This is a genomic window from Pseudomonas morbosilactucae (assembly GCF_023241715.1).
GTDB classification, from domain to species: Bacteria; Pseudomonadota; Gammaproteobacteria; order Pseudomonadales; family Pseudomonadaceae; genus Aquipseudomonas; species Aquipseudomonas morbosilactucae.
The window spans coordinates 73,750-88,684 of the sequence record NZ_JALQCW010000025.1; the positions used below are offsets into that span (position 1 = coordinate 73,750).

A 14,935-nucleotide genomic window follows, 5' to 3' on the forward strand; every position below is an offset into this window, starting at 1 on the left:
GCGGCGAAGCACTGCGCCGTCGGCCGCCATCGATTGAAAAATTCAGTGCACCGCCGACATTCCTGACGCCAGCTGCATCACCCGTTCCTGGGTCGCCTCACTGCGGTCGAGGGTGCCCATCAGTTCACCTTCGTGCATGACCATGACCCGGTCACTCATGCCCAACACCTCGGGCAGCTCCGAGGAAATCATGATCACCGCCATGCCCTCGCTGGCGAGGAAGGAGATCAAGCGGTAGATCTCGACCTTGGCGCCAACGTCGATGCCCCGGGTCGGCTCGTCGAGAATCAGGATCCGTGGGTTGGTCATCAGCCAGCGCGCCAACAGGGCCTTCTGCTGATTGCCACCGGACAGGGTGTCGATGCATTGCTCCAGGGACGGGGTCTTGACCCGCAGCTTCTTGCACATGTCCTCGCACAGGGCGCGCAAAGCCTTCTGCTGGACAAAACCGCCGCCGGCGTAATGGGGCAGCACCGCCACTTCCATGTTTTCCAGGACCGACAGGCACGGGAACAGGCCGCTGAGCTTGCGATCCTCGGTCAGCAGGGCAAAGCCCTTTTCGATCGCCATGTGCGGGTCGCTGATGCGCAGGGCCTGGCCGTCGAGGCGAATTTCCCCGGCGTCGCTGGGGGTGATGCCGAACAGGGTTTCCGCGACATTGGTCCGGCCCGAGCCCATCAGCCCGGCGATGCCAAGGATTTCTCCGGCATGCAGGTCGAAGGACACGCCGTCGAACACCCCATCCAGGCGCAGGTCGCGCACCGACAGGAGCAAGTCGCCGATGGGCTTCTCGCGCTCCGGGAACAGCTGGCTCAGCTCGCGGCCGACCATCATCGAAATCAGGCTGTCGCCGTCCATGCTGTCGGCCCGCTGCAGGCCGATGTAGGCGCCGTCGCGGAACACCGCCACTTCATCGGCGATGGCGAACACTTCGTTCATTTTGTGGGTGATGTAGATGATGCCCTTACCCTGGGCCTTGAGGTCGGCAATGATCGAGAACAGGTGCGCCACCTCCTTGTCGGTAATGGCCGAGGTCGGCTCGTCCATGATCAGCACGTCGGAGTCGTAGGACACCGCCTTGGCGATCTCCACCATCTGCCGCTCGGCGATGCTCAGGTTGCCCACCAGTTCCTCGGGGTCGAGGTTGATGCGCAGGCGTTCCAGCAACTGCGCAGTGCAACGGTGCATGGCGCGGTGATCGATCATGTGCAGGCCATTGAGCTGCTCACGGCCGATCCAGATGTTCTCGGCGATGCTCATGTGCGGCATCAGGTTGAGTTCCTGGTGGATCATGGCGATGCCCGATTGCAGGGCCGCCAGGGGCGTCTCGAACACCACCGGCCGGCCCTTGAGGCGCAACTCGCCAGCGTCCGGCTGGTAGATGCCGGCAATGATTTTCATCAGGGTGGACTTGCCGGCGCCGTTCTCGCCCATCAGCGCCAGCACCGTTCCCGGGCGCACCCGCAACTGCACATCGGACAGGGCGACAACGCCGGGAAAGCCCTTGCTGACGTTGATGACTTCCAGCAGATACGGTTCTTCAATCGACGTGGCGGCGGGCTGGATACCCGCCAGCGGGGTGCTCGAAGCAGTCGCGGAAGCGAACATGATCAGGTACTCCATCGGCAAGGCTGCCCGGGGCCGCCTTGCCACTTATTGTTGTTATGGAACAGCTCTGGAAAGTGAGCAGCGTTACTTGAACTGATCGACGTTTTCCGGGGTGATCAGACGATACGGAACCCACACCGCCGACTCCACCGGCTCATGCTTGATCATCTTCACCGCAGTATCGATGGAACCGTCCGCCTGGCCCTTGGCATCCTGGAACACCGAGACCGCCAGGTCGCCCTTCTTCACTGCACGCAAGCCATCCGGGGTGCCGTCGACACCGGCGATCAGCACACTGCCCTTCTCGACCCCGGCCTGCTTCAGCGCCATGGAGGCGCCGATGGCCATTTCATCGTTGTTGGACACCACCGCGTCGAACTTGCGGCCCTGGGTCAGCCAGTCGTTGACCAGGGTCATGCCCTTGTCGCGGGACCAGATGCCGGTTTGTTCCTGATCGACCTTGATGCCCGGGTATTGGGTCAGGACGTCCTTGACCCCTTTGGTGCGGTTGGTGGTGGAGTTGTTCGCCAAGTCGCCCAGCAGGATCACGATGTCACCCTTGCCACCCATTTTGTCGGCCAGGTACTGCATCTGCATTTTCCCGGCTTCCAGGTCGTTGGAAGCCACGGTCACCACACCCTTGGGCAGGTTCAGGTCATCCGGGCGGCGGTTGACGTACACCAGGGGAATGCCGGCCTTCACCGCGGCCTCGGTAATTTTCTTGGTGGCGGCAGTGTCCACCGGGTTGACCACGATCGCGTCGACTTTCTGGCTGATGAAGTTCTCGACCTGGCTCAATTGCTTGACCACATCGCTGCGGGCGTCTTCGAACTGCAGCTTGACGCCATCGGGCAGGGACTTGGCTTTCTGGTCCATCGACTCACGCAGATAGGTCAGCCAGGTGTCATCGAACTGCGACATGCTCACGCCAATCTTGATGTCGGCGAGCGCGGCGCCACTGGCCAGCATCATCGACAGCGCAAGCGAGGCAAAACGGATCTTGGTGTTCATAAAAGGTCTTTCTCCACATTCTTGTAGGTTTTATGGATAAAGCGCAGAAAAAACTCAGAGCGGCAGATGCACGATGGGGGCACCGGGTACGCAGCACACCAGTGAACCGTTGCGCTCTTCGCACAGGAAGCCGAGGCAAGTCAGGAGGACGGCAGAACGGCTGGCCCGAGGCAAAACGGCGGCCGGCGCGTGAGGATGGCGAAACAATGAACGTACAGCCTGTACAACAGATTTGAAGGTTTTCATCGACGGTACCTGTTTGTTTTTGTTGGTCGGCCCGCACCGGTCTCAAGGCGTGCTTGAGGGGTTTGGAACCTAGCTAGTCGGCAACCTGGAAATGACTTTATTGGAAAATAATTTCTATATCAACTCATTTTAGAATTTTATTCTAAAACTGTTTTTCCCTCGGAAAACGTCGTCATCGATACCACCCGAGACTGCTGCGCACTCAAGCGCGCGGCGTCTAGCACCTGGGTGGTGGCCAACGCGTCGGCGGCCGGGACCGGCAGCGCGCCCTGGCCTTCCAGGGCCTGTTGCAGCTGCTGATAGAACTGCTGCCAGGCACCTCGCTCCGAAGTTACGCGCTCGCGCTCATCCCCCTGTTCGAACCAGCCCCAGCGCCGATGCTCCTCCACGCCCCAGCGTTCGCCCTCCGTTTTCGGCGAGCGACCCGCCACCAACGCCTGCTCCTGGCCGTCGAGGCCGTCGACCGTGTAACAACCGGCGGTGCCGCTGACCCGAAAACGCGGGGCCTGGCTGTTTTGCAGGCAACTGCCCCATAAATGCGAAACCACGCCGTTGGCGTGGGTCAGGGAAACAAAAAAGCCGTGGTCAACCACGGCTTCTTCAGGGGTGTACTGCAGCTCGGCATAGACCCGAGCCACCGGCCCGAATAACTGCAGGGCCTGGTCCACCAGATGGCTGCCCAGGTCCCGCAGGAACCCACCGCCACTGGCATTGCCCACGGATTGCGGGGCATAACGCTCGACCCGCGACTCGTAGCGGGTGATCCGGCCCAGCGCGCCGCTGTCGATGAGTTTGCGCAAGGTCAGGAAGTCCGAATCCCAGCGCCGGTTCATATAGACGCTGAGCGGCACCCGACGCGCAGCGGCGGCTTGGATCATTCCCTCGGCCTGGGCCGCATCGGCGGCGAAGGGTTTGTCGCTGACCACGGCGATGCCCCGTTCAATGGCTTCGAGCACCAGGCCGGCGCCCGTCCAGGGGCGTGGAAATCACCAGGGCATCGACCCCCGCCTCTGCCAACTGGCCCATGCTGTCGAATGCCCTCACCCCCGGGTGATCCGCCGCCAACAACCGCCGGCGTTCTGCGGAGCGAGTCACCACCCCCACAAAACTCGCACCGGCCAGACTGGCAATCAGTGGCGCATGAAAATGACGACCGCCATGGCCGTAACCCACCAAACCTATACGCATAGAGCCTCCATCCATTCATTCCCCACCATCGCCCACCTCGCGCCAACCCTCGTAGGAGCTGGCTTGCCAGCGAAAGCGTCCTCAAGGCATTCACACCAACCGCAGGCCCCTTCGCCGGCAAGCCGGCTCCTACAACAGAGATTTCCACGCCACCCCATGTAGGAGCTGGCTTGCCAGCGAAAGCGTCCTTAAGGCATTCACACCACCCGCAGGCCCCTTCGCCGGCAAGCCGGCTGCTACACAGCAAGCCGCTACCGGCACAATTCGCTTTTGATCCGTTCCAGCATCATCAGGTTGGACTGATCCGGGCGGTCTTCCCAGGCGAACACCGACACCGTGGCGATGCCGTCGAACTGGATCTCGCGCAGGGTGCCGAAGAACGCGTCCCAATCCACCTCACCCTGACCGATGTCCAGGTGCTGGTGCACGGTGGCGGTGACGCCCGGTGGGTTGACGATGTAGCGCAGGTTGGACGACGCCCGGTGGTTGTAGGTGTCGGCGATGATCAAGTGGCTGAGTTTGGAGCCCGCGTACTTGAGCATCGAGGCGATGTCGCCTTTGCCGTCGTCGTAGAAGAAGGTGTGGGGCGCGGCGTAGAGGTAGTTGATCCAGTCGCGATCCAGACCGCGAATGATGTCCACCGACTCGTTGTTGCGCTCGCAGAAATCATAGGGGTGGGCCTGGATATCGAGCTTGATGCCTTCGCGCTCGAACTCCGGCATCAACTCGTCCATGGAACGCATGAACTGGTTTTCACACACCAGCGGGTTGTCCGACTGGCCGGTGAACTCGGTGTTGACCAGCTCGCAGTCCATCTCCACGGCAATCTGGATCGCCCGCTTCCAGTTGCGCACCGCCGCCACCCGCAGGCCTTCGTCGGCGCTGGCCCAGTGGTACATCGGCAACAGGGACGAGAGCTGCACGCCGCTGTCGCTCAGGGCCTTGCGAAATTCCTTGATCCGCGCCCGGTCGACCCGGGGCGCCTTGTAGAACGGCATGAAGTCTTCACGGGGCGACAGCTCGATGTAGTCGTAGCCCAGCTCGGCGGCCTTGTCGGTCATCTTGCCCAGAGGCAGATGGCGGTACATGTAGGGGTCTAATGCAATACGCACAGTGACAGCCTCCCAAATTAACAATCGTGCCCCTCCGTAGGCGCTGTCTTGCCAGCGAAAGCGCCTTCAAGCGTGCACAGCATCCGAAGGCCCCTCGCCGGCGAGCCGGCTCCTACAGAGTGGGGGTTAGCCGTAGAACCGCGGGCGGTCTGGCAGGTCGATCTTGACGATCTGGCCGCTGCCCTGTGCTTCGATGCAGGCATCGGCCGCCACGGCGGCGGCAAAGCCGTCCCAGGCCGACGGTCCGCCCACCTGGCCGGCGCGCACGCCGTCGATAAAGGCCTGCAACTCCACGTCATAGGCAGCAATAAAGCGGTCCTTCCAATCCATCAGGATGGCGTTGGACAACTTGGCTTCGCTGCGCAATTGCACCTGGGACGGCTCCGGCAGCTTGGCGATGCCGCTCTCCCCCACCACTTCGCACTGGATGTCGTAGCCGTACTGGCAGTTGACGAACACCTCGACGTCAATGCGCGTACCACGGGCGGTTTCCAGCAGCACAATCTGTGGGTCTTTCAAATGGGCGTGGGCCTTGCTGGTCTTGCGCGGGAACACCACTTGCACCGACACGTAGTCGTCAGCCAGCAGCCAGCGCAGTACGTCCAGTTCATGGATCAGGGTGTCGGTGATGGCCATGTCGGTCTTGTAGTTCTCACCCACCCGCGGGTTGCGGTGGGCACAGTGCAGCATCAGCGGCTCGCCGATCTGCCCGCTGTCGATCACCGCCTTCAAGGCCTGGTAACCCGAATCGTAGGGGCGCATAAAACCCACCTGCACCAAGCGCTTGCCGTGAGCCACTTCGGCGTCGACGATGCGGCGGCAGCCCGCGGCGGTCACCGCCAGGGGTTTTTCACAGAACACCGGCTTGCCCGCGGCAATCGCCGCCAACACGAACTCCTCGTGACTCGGGCCCCAGGAGGTGACCAGCACCGCGTCGACGTCCGGCGCCTTGATCAGCGCGTGGCCGTCCGGGTAGACCTCGGCAGTGAGCTTGAGGTCGCTGACCACCTTGGCCGCCGACGCCAGGTTGATGTCGGTGACCGCCACCACCTGGCTGTTGAGCAGGGTCTGGCTGCAACGACGGATGTGATCCTGGCCGATGGCGCCGGTACCGATAACACCAAGTTTCAAAGACATGCAGATACTCCTGTTGTTGTTCGTTGCAGAGCAATCAGTACTGCCGGGCCTTGGCCAGGCGTTCATTAAGGGTCTTGGCTACCGCATCGGTGCGCTCGCTGGTGGACACCTGGGCCACGCCCACCCGCCACCAGGACAGGTACTTGTGGATCATGGTCTTGGGCAGGACCTTGATGTCGATCAGGGTCGAGACCGTCTGGGTGCGCGCATCGGCCAGGGCCGCCAGCAGTTGCTCCTCGGTGCTGACCTTGTAGGTCTTGCAGCCGTAGGCCGCGGCGCTCATGGCGAAGTCCACCGGCACAAAGCCGCCATCGAGCTTGCCGGTCTCGGGGTTGCGGTAGCGGAACTCGGTGCCGAAGCTGTCCATGCCGTGTTCCATCTGCAGGTTGTTGATGCAGCCGAAGGTCATGTTGTCCAGCAGCACCACGTTGATCTTGCGGCGTTCCTGGATCGAGGTCGCCAGCTCCGAGTGCAGCATCAGGTAGGAGCCGTCGCCCACCAGGGCGTACACCTCGCGATCCGGCTCGGCGAGCTTGACCCCCAGGGCCGCGTTGACCTCGTAGCCCATGCACGAATAACCGTATTCCACGTGGTAGGTGTTGACCCCCTTGCTGCGCCAGCTGCGCTGCAGGTCGCCGGGCAGGCTGCCGGCGGCGGCGACGATGATGCCATCCTCGGGCAAGGCCTGGTTGAGCACCCCGAGCACCCGGCTCTGGGTCAGGCAGGAGCCGGTCAGCTCGATGAATTCCCGCAGCACCGCCGGGTCCATGTGGTCGTTGATCTCCGGGACAAAACCATCGTCCTGGTACTGCACCTGGTAAACCCGGTCCACCTCGGCCTCCAACTGGGCCTTAGCGTCAGTGATCTGCCCGCCCCAGGCCGCCTGGTAGCCGCTGCGGCCCAGGGTTTCACTCAGGGCCTGCAAGCCGACCTTGGCATCGGCCAGCAACTGCACGCCATCCAGCTTGAGGCCGTCGCAGGGGCTGATATTGAGGTTGAGGAACTCCACCTCGGGGTGCTGGAACAGCCACTTCGAGGACGTGGTGAAGTCGGTGTAGCGAGTGCCGATGCCGATGATCAGATCGGCGTCCTTGGCCAACAGGTTGGCCGCCAGGCAGCCGGTCTCGCCGATCCCGCCGACGTTCAACGGGTGCTCGGAGACCACCGCGCTCTTGCCCGCCTGGGTTTCGGCAAAGGGGATGCCGAAGCGTTCGGCAAAGGCCTGCAACGCCCGGTTGGCCCCGGAATACTTGACCCCGCCGCCACAGATAATCAGCGGTTTGCGCTTGCCCTTGAGCAGCGCCAGAGCATCGCCGAGCATGGCCTCGGTGGCAGGGCGGCGGTCGATGCGATGCACGCGCTTGGCGAGGAAGTAGTCCGGGTAATCGTAGGCTTCGCCCTGCACATCCTGGGGCAATGCCAGGGTCACGGCGCCGGTTTCCGCCGGGTCGGTGAGCACACGCATGGCGTGGATCGCCGCGCTCATCAGTTGCTCGGGGCGGTTGATGCGGTCCCAATATTTGCTCACGGCCTTGAAGGCATCGTTGGTGCTGATGCTCAGGTCATGGAACTGTTCGATCTGTTGCAGCACCGGGTCCGGCTGGCGGCTGGCGTAAACGTCCCCAGGCAGCAACAGCAAGGGAATACGGTTGGCGGTGGCGGTGGCCGCCGCGGTCAGCATATTGGCCGCGCCGGGGCCCACCGAAGAGCTGCAGGCGTAGATCTTGCGCCGCAGGTGCTGCTTGGCGAAACCGATGGCAGCGTGGGCCATGCCCTGCTCGTTGCGGCCCTGGTGCACCACCAGGTCGCCACTATCCTGCTCCAGGGCCTGGCCCAGGCCGAGCACGTTGCCGTGGCCGAAAATGGTGAAGACCCCAGCGATGAACTTGCTCTGGACCCCATCCACCTCGACGTATTGGTTATCGAGGAATTTCACCAGGGCCTGGGCCATGGTCAAGCGTGTCGTACTCATGGTTTGCACCTTATTCATGATGTGAGGCCAACGGACCTGTAGGCGCTGGCTTGCCAGCGAAAGCACCCTCAAGGTTTGCGCCCCATGCAAGGGTCCCTTCGCCGGCAAGCCGGCTCCTACACGAGGGCGGCGTCAAGTCAGGGATTGCTGCAGGTGGGCAATGCTCGCGCCAATCGCCTGCTGGATATCCGCCAGCCCGTGCACACTCTCGGCAAAGGGTTCGAACGACAGGTAGCCGCTGTAGCCACTGCTCAGCAGGGTGTCGATCTGCGCTGCATTGCCGAGGATGTCCGCCTCGCCCACCAGCACCCGATGGCCGTCGCGAATGCTGTTGAGCGGCGCTTCACGGTCCTCGACACCGGAGATGTGCACCAGCCCGGTCAGCTCGGGGAAGAATTCATGCTCGCTGGCCAAGTGGTGGTGGAAGGTGTCGTGCACCAGGCGGAACACGTCCAGGCCGCCGATGGCCCGGATCGCGTCCACCGCCGTACGCTTGCGGCGCAGTGAGCATTCTTCGAAGCCCAGGGGCTCGATAAACCCCAGTAGGCCGTGATCCCTCAGGATCGGCGCCAGCTCGCTCAAAGCGGTGCGCAAACCGCTGATGCGCTGGGCCTCAGTGCGCGGGTCGGCACGGTCATTGAGCGGGCACATCACCAGCCCTTCGGCCCCGCAGGCACGGGCATAGGCGGCGAGTTTCAGGGTCTGTTGGCGACGTTCGTCGTTCCACACGTCGAAGGGGTACAGGGCGTTGATCGACAACACCTTGATGCCCTGGGCCGCGCACAATTCGCGGACCCGTTCCGGCGGCGTGCCGTCCTCGATTTCCACGCCCGCAAGGTCGTTGCGGATCTCAATGGCATCGGCCTTCAGCGTCACCGCCAGGTCGATAAACTCCGGCAGTGACAAACGCGGTGCAACCATACGATTCAGGGCGAAACGCAGGGGCTGGCTCATTCTTGTTGTTCTCCAAAATCCATCGCGTTGAAAAGGTTACTTGGCCGTCGGCATGCTGAATTCCGGGCCCTTGGCGATGCTGTCGGGCCAGCGCTGCATCACGCTCTTGTAGCGGCTGTAGAAGCGCACACCTTCCTCGCCGTAGGCATGGTGGTCGCCAAACAGCGAACGCTTCCAGCCGCCGAAGGAGTGCCAGGCCATGGGCACCGGGATCGGTACGTTGATGCCGACCATGCCCACCTTGATGGTGCGGGCAAAGGCCCGGGCCACGCCGCCGTCGCGGGTGAAGCAGGACACGCCATTGCCGAATTCATGGGCGTTGATCAGCTCCACTGCGCTGGCAAAGTCGGGCACCCGCACAATGCCCAGCACCGGCCCGAAGATTTCCTGCTGGTAGATGCTCATCTCGGTGGTGACGTGATCGAACAGGGTGGCGCCGACAAAAAAGCCCTGCTCCGCCCCCGGCACCTTGAAGCCGCGACCGTCCACCAGCAACTCCGCACCCTGGGCCACGCCCTGGTCGATAAAACCTTCAACCTTGGCCTTGTGCTCGGCGGTCACCAGCGGCCCCATGTCGCTGTCGCCCTGCAAGCCGTTGCCGACCTTGAGCTGGTCGATGCGCGGCAGCAGCTTGGCGATCAATTCGTCGGCCACGTCACCCACCGCCACGGCGATGGAGATCGCCATGCAGCGCTCGCCAGCCGAGCCGTAGGCCGCACCGATCAGTGCGTCGGCGGCCTGGTCCAGGTCGGCGTCGGGCATCACGATCATATGGTTCTTGGCCCCACCCAGGGCCTGCACACGCTTGCCTCGGGCGCTGGCCTGCTGGTGGATGTACTCGGCAATCGGCGTCGAACCGACAAAGGAAATCGCCTCGATGTCCGGGTGCTGGAGCAAGCCGTCCACGGCGCTCTTGTCGCCCTGGACCACGTTGAATACCCCCTCGGGCAACCCGGCTTCCGTCAGCAGGCGTGCCATCAGCAGGCTGGCGGACGGGTCGCGTTCGGACGGTTTGAGGATGAAGCAGTTGCCGGTGATCAGGGCAATGGGGATCATCCACAGCGGCACCATCACTGGGAAGTTGAACGGCGTGACCCCGACGCACACGCCCAGGGGCTGGCGCAGGTTCCAGTTATCGATGCCGCCACCGATGTTGTCGCTGAAATCGGTTTTCAAAAGGTTCGGCGCGCCACAGGCGTACTCGACGATCTCGATGCCACGGGTCACCTCGCCCATGGCGTCGGACAGCACCTTGCCGTGCTCACGGGTGATGATCTGCGCCAGTTCCTTGTGGTGCTGGTCCAGCAGTTCCTTGAACTTGAACATCACCCGCGCGCGGCGCAGGGAGGACTGTTCGGACCAGGCCGGGAAGGCCTTCAGCGCCGAGGCCACAGCTTCGTCCACGGTCTTCTGGCTGGCCAGGGCAACACGGGCCTGGACCGCACCCGTTGCCGGGTTGAACACCTGGCTGAAACGCTCGCCGGCGTCCTGCACCTGGCCGCCGATGTAATGACCTATTACCGGGGTATCGCTCATTGTTCTTGTTCTCCGTGAAAGGTTGCAGTCTCAATTCAGAAATTCAGTTTCCAGCAAGTCAGGGCTTCAGAAACTCGGGGGTTCAGAGATCCAGCAGCCAGCTGTGCTGCGGGTCGTTATGGAACTGCCAGACCCGCTTCGGCCCGGCCATGACGTTCAGGTAATAAGACTCGTAGCCGTAAGGCACGCTGACCGGGTGATACCCCTTGGGCACCACCACCAGGTCGCTGTTTTCCACGGCCATGGCCTGGTCGATGCTGCGGTCGTCGGTGTAGACCCGCTGGAAGACAAAGCCCTGGGGCGGGTTGACCTGGTGGTAATAGGTCTCTTCCAGAAAGCTCTGGTGCGGCAAGTCATCGGTGTCGTGCTTGTGCGGCGGGTAGCTGGAGGAATGCCCGGACGGCGTGCGCACCTCCACCACCAGCAGGGAATGGGCCGGCTCGCTGTCGGGCAGGATGTCGCAGACATAGCGGGTATTGGCGCCCTTGCCGCGCACGCTGCGCTTGCACTGCTCCGGGCGGATCAGCCGTGGGCCGAGGCCAGCGGCGGCATCACCCGGGGCGGCACACACGGCGATCTGCACGTCGCTCAAGGCGGTGACCTGGGCCTGGCTGCCCGGCGGCAGGTAGGCGGCAAAGGGTGATTTGTCTTCGAACACCGATTGCCGGTCGCCCAGGTTGTCCCACTTGAAGGCGCCCTGGGGGGCTTCGCCCTGTACGTCGATGCGGCCGCTGAGCAGCACCAGGCACAGCTCCTTGTCGCCGGCGCTGACCGGCAGGCTTTCCCCCAGGCTCAGGCGGTAGGCACTGAACCCCACATACTCCAGGGCGCCCTCTTGCAGCTGGACCATGGTCCGGCCCTTGGCGGCGCTTTTAACCAGCAGGCTCATTGGGTAGTCCTCGTACGTTGCAGGCCGGCGTCCAGCAGGGCCCGCAGGGTGTCGTAACCTTTTTTCGCGTAGACGTAGCTCGGCGCCACGGCCGGGTCCTGCTCGGCTTCCACCACCAGCCAGCCGTGGTAGTCGGCGGCCAGCAGCACATCGAGCAAGGCGGCAAAGTCGATGTCGCCATCGCCGGGCACGGTGAAGGTGCCGTTGACGATGCAATCCGGGAAGCTCCACAGGTTGTTGCGCGCCAGTTGCACCACCGGCTTGCGCACGTCCTTGAAGTGCACGTGACAGACGCGCTGGATATGCTTGCGCAGCACCTCCAGGGGTTCGCCACCGCCCATGTAGCAGTGGCCCGAATCGAACAGCAGGCCGACTTCCTCGCCGGTCAGGCTCATCAGCTTGTCGATGTCCGCCGGGGACTCGACGTAGGCGCCCATATGGTGGTGATACGCCAGGCGTACGCCCTGGGACAGGGTGAAGCGCGCCAGCTCTGTGAGTTTGTCGGCGTAATCCTGCCAGGCCTGTTCGCTGTGAAAGCGCGGGCGCTCGATCAGGCGCACCGGTGAACCCTGGATCGAGTCGGCCACTTCGCCGTAGACCAGCACCGAGGCGCCGTTGCGTTTCAGCAGTTCGACGTGGCTGGCAATGGCGTCGATTTCTTCCGCCACAGAACGCCGGGCCAGGCGGCTGGAGTACCAGCCCGAGACCAGCGCCAGGTCATAAGGGCGCAACACATCGCCCACGCCCTTGGCGTCCTTGGGGAACTTGCCGTTGAGTTCAAAGCCTTCGTAACCGATGTCCTTACCTTCGCTCAAGGCGGTGCTCAGGGGCGTTTCACCGCCCAGGGCCGGCAGGTCGTCGTTGCTCCAGGAGATCGGGTTGATGCCAATTCGGATGGCGGGCATGGCTGCACCTTTTGTTGTTATTCATGAAAGCGTGGAGAACGGCCTTGTACTTGTAGGAGCTGGCTTGCCAGCGATGACGTCGTGTCAGGCACACAACCTCATCTGCCAGACCGCGATCGCCGGCCAGCCGGCTCCTACAGGGGGCGGGCGCTGCGCCAGGCGTTGATCAGTTGTTCGAAGGTGCCCTGGACTTGCTGGATCAGGGTTTCGTCATTGATCTCGCCCGCCAGCCACGCACGGCTCGGTTCCTGGAAAATCGTGCGGCCCACGGCAAAACCACGGCAGGTCTGGCTGTGGCTCGCTTGCCGGAAGCCCTCGGCCAGGCACTCGGCCGACGCATTCAGGCCCAGCAGCACCACGCCACGGCAATACGGGTCGCGCTCTTGGATCAGCTCGTCGAGCTTTTTCCACTCCTCGGCCGACTGCGCCTCGATCTTCCACCACGCCGGGTAGATGCCCAGGTTGTACAGGCGCTTGAGGCTGCGATAGAGCACCTCGGGATGAGCGCCGGGCAGGTCCTTGGGCGGGATGATTTCCAGCAGCAGCTCATGGCCGCTGACCTGGGACGCCTGGTACAGGCCCATGATCTGCGCCTCCTGCTCCAGGCGCAGCAAGGGTTCGTCGTCCGGGTGGAATTGCACCAGGCACTTGATGATCTGCTCCTTGGGCCAAGCAATCAGGTTGCTGCCAACCGAGCGCCCGTGCTCGAAGGCCAGAGGCCGCGAACCCTGGACTTCCACCGGGCGCGCCACCCACCAGCCGCGACCGGTGGCGGCATTCAGCGCGTCCTGGCCGAAGCGCTGGTCGGCCAGCAGCCCCACATCGGCCTCCACGCCCTGCTCGCCCAGCTTGTGCTCGACCCGCTCCACCGCCTGGATAAACAGCTGCTTGAGGACGCTGATGCGCGCCGGGTCCTGGCCCCCCTGTTGCGCCAGTTCCACCAGTTGCCCGCGATGGTCGAAGGCAAAGACGAACAGTTGCTTCCAGGCTTTGCGCGGCACGGTGACCCGGTGCAGGCGTTGCAGGATCGGGTCCTGGTCGGGACGGGTAATGGGCACCGGGCTGCTGAACAGGTAATCCAATTCGGCGCGGGTCGGCATCGCCGGGGCACAGGCATGGCGCGACACCACCAGGCCGCCGCAGGCGTTGGCCAACTGGCAGCAGCGCTCATCGCTGGCGTCTTCCAGCCAGCCACTGAGGAAGCCGGACATAAAGGCATCGCCGGCGCCCAACACGTTGAGCACCTCCACACGCACACCGGGGTAGATCGCCCCGTCTTCCAGGCGCGGCGGAATCTCGCCGTGGATCACCGTGCACCCTTGCGGGCCGAGCTTGACCACCAGGGTTGCACGGCTCAGGGAACGCACGGTGCGCAAGGCCGTCAGCAGGTCTTCGCTGCCGCCGGCAATCAGGAATTCTTCTTCGGTACCGACGATCAGGTCGAAGCGCGGCAGGATCTTCTGCACGTGCTGGCTGACCTGGTGGTCGGCGACAAACCGGGTCTCGCCGTCGGCCTTGCCCGCCAGGCCCCAGAGCACCGGCCGGTAGTCGATGTCCAGGACCCGCTTGACCCCGTGTTTTTCCGCATAGTCCAGGGCCTGGATGCTGGCCTGGTACACACCGTCGGTGGAGAAATGGGTGCCGGTGATCAGCAAAGATTTGCTGGAGGCAATAAAGGCTTCGTTGATGTCTTCGGCGCGCAGCGCCATGTCCGCGCAGTTCTCGCGGTAGAACACCAGGGGGAAGGTTTCGCGGTCCTTGAGGCCCAGCAGGACCATGGCGGTGAGGCGCTGCGGGTCGACCTTGATGGCGCTGACGTCACAGCCTTCACGCACCAGGGACTCCACCAGGAAGCGCCCCATGTGATCGTCGCCGACCCGGCTCAACATCGCCGACTTGAGGCCCAGGCGCGCGGTGCCGAAGGCAATGTTCGCCGACGAGCCGCCGAGGTACTTGGCAAAGCTGCTGACGTCCTCCAGCCGCGCACCAACCTGCTGTGCATAGAGATCGACGCCCAGGCGTCCGAGGCAAATCAGATCCAATTGACGCCCACTGGCAAAACGAGTCTGGCCCATGCTGGCTCCTGTTATTTTTATCAGCCTGTGCTCGCCGCCGTTGGGGGCGCTGAGCACTCTTGGTGGATGCAGACTAAAACGTCTCTCGGCGCCAATCAATATTTTTTCTATAAATTTTTTACGTGGAATATTTTTTCCATTAAACTTTTTCAAGCCGGAACCAGACACCGTGCATCGTTTCAGCAAAGCCCCGGCCAGCATCAGCCCCAAGATTTTATGGGCCCCTACCCTGTAGACTGCCGGCTGCCCACCTATTGTCAGGGGACGGGTCCACAGGCCGTTCCCATAAGCACAAGCCAGAA

11 protein-coding genes and 1 pseudogene are annotated in these 14,935 nt (G+C 63.2%); 1 reads left to right on the forward strand and 11 read right to left on the reverse strand.

The window, feature by feature from the left end; genetic code table 11:
• Positions 1 to 42: 42 nt before the first annotated feature.
• The 11 genes and pseudogenes from M1B34_RS12040 to M1B34_RS12090 form a co-directional block, all read right to left on the reverse strand.
• Entirely contained in the window at positions 43 to 1,608 is a 1,566-nt protein-coding gene (locus M1B34_RS12040) for a sugar ABC transporter ATP-binding protein (protein WP_268265254.1), read from the reverse strand.
• 84 nt (positions 1,609 to 1,692) lie between these two features.
• On the reverse strand, positions 1,693 to 2,619 hold the full coding sequence (locus M1B34_RS12045) for a sugar ABC transporter substrate-binding protein (RefSeq protein ID WP_268265255.1): 927 nt from the start codon (positions 2,617 to 2,619) through the stop codon (positions 1,693 to 1,695).
• Positions 2,620 to 3,002: 383 nt separating this feature from the next.
• Positions 3,003 to 4,053 (reverse strand): annotated as a pseudogene (locus M1B34_RS12050) (Gfo/Idh/MocA family protein).
• Positions 4,054 to 4,304: 251 nt separating this feature from the next.
• On the reverse strand, positions 4,305 to 5,165 hold the full coding sequence (locus tag M1B34_RS12055; protein WP_123332079.1) for a sugar phosphate isomerase/epimerase family protein: 861 nt from the start codon (positions 5,163 to 5,165) through the stop codon (positions 4,305 to 4,307).
• 126 nt (positions 5,166 to 5,291) lie between these two features.
• Positions 5,292 to 6,302, reverse strand: coding sequence for a bifunctional inositol 2-dehydrogenase/D-chiro-inositol 1-dehydrogenase (gene iolG, locus M1B34_RS12060; protein ID WP_268265256.1), 1,011 nt, complete (start codon positions 6,300 to 6,302; stop codon positions 5,292 to 5,294).
• Between the two features lie 34 nt (positions 6,303 to 6,336).
• A complete protein-coding gene (iolD, locus tag M1B34_RS12065) occupies positions 6,337 to 8,274 on the reverse strand; it encodes a 3D-(3,5/4)-trihydroxycyclohexane-1,2-dione acylhydrolase (decyclizing) (protein WP_268261074.1) in 1,938 nt (645 codons plus the stop codon).
• A gap of 132 nt (positions 8,275 to 8,406) precedes the next feature.
• Entirely contained in the window at positions 8,407 to 9,228 is an 822-nt protein-coding gene (locus M1B34_RS12070) for a TIM barrel protein (protein WP_123332073.1), read from the reverse strand.
• A 36-nt stretch (positions 9,229 to 9,264) separates the two neighbouring features.
• The gene (locus M1B34_RS12075; RefSeq protein ID WP_268265257.1) at positions 9,265 to 10,764 is read right to left on the reverse strand and encodes a CoA-acylating methylmalonate-semialdehyde dehydrogenase; all 1,500 of its coding nucleotides are present in this window, start codon (positions 10,762 to 10,764) and stop codon (positions 9,265 to 9,267) included.
• An 82-nt stretch (positions 10,765 to 10,846) separates the two neighbouring features.
• The gene (gene iolB, locus M1B34_RS12080; RefSeq protein ID WP_123332070.1) at positions 10,847 to 11,653 is read right to left on the reverse strand and encodes a 5-deoxy-glucuronate isomerase; all 807 of its coding nucleotides are present in this window, start codon (positions 11,651 to 11,653) and stop codon (positions 10,847 to 10,849) included.
• On the reverse strand, positions 11,650 to 12,558 hold the full coding sequence (gene iolE, locus M1B34_RS12085; protein WP_268265258.1) for a myo-inosose-2 dehydratase: 909 nt from the start codon (positions 12,556 to 12,558) through the stop codon (positions 11,650 to 11,652). The genes iolB and iolE overlap by 4 nt, the downstream gene beginning before the upstream one ends.
• Before the next feature lie 134 nt (positions 12,559 to 12,692).
• Positions 12,693 to 14,633, reverse strand: coding sequence for a bifunctional 5-dehydro-2-deoxygluconokinase/5-dehydro-2-deoxyphosphogluconate aldolase (locus M1B34_RS12090; protein ID WP_268265259.1), 1,941 nt, complete (start codon positions 14,631 to 14,633; stop codon positions 12,693 to 12,695).
• Between M1B34_RS12090 and M1B34_RS12095 the strand changes: the two genes are divergently transcribed.
• Positions 14,632 to 14,868, forward strand: coding sequence for a hypothetical protein (locus M1B34_RS12095; protein ID WP_268261077.1), 237 nt, complete (start codon positions 14,632 to 14,634; stop codon positions 14,866 to 14,868). The genes M1B34_RS12090 and M1B34_RS12095 overlap by 2 nt on opposite strands.
• Positions 14,869 to 14,935 lie beyond the last annotated feature (67 nt).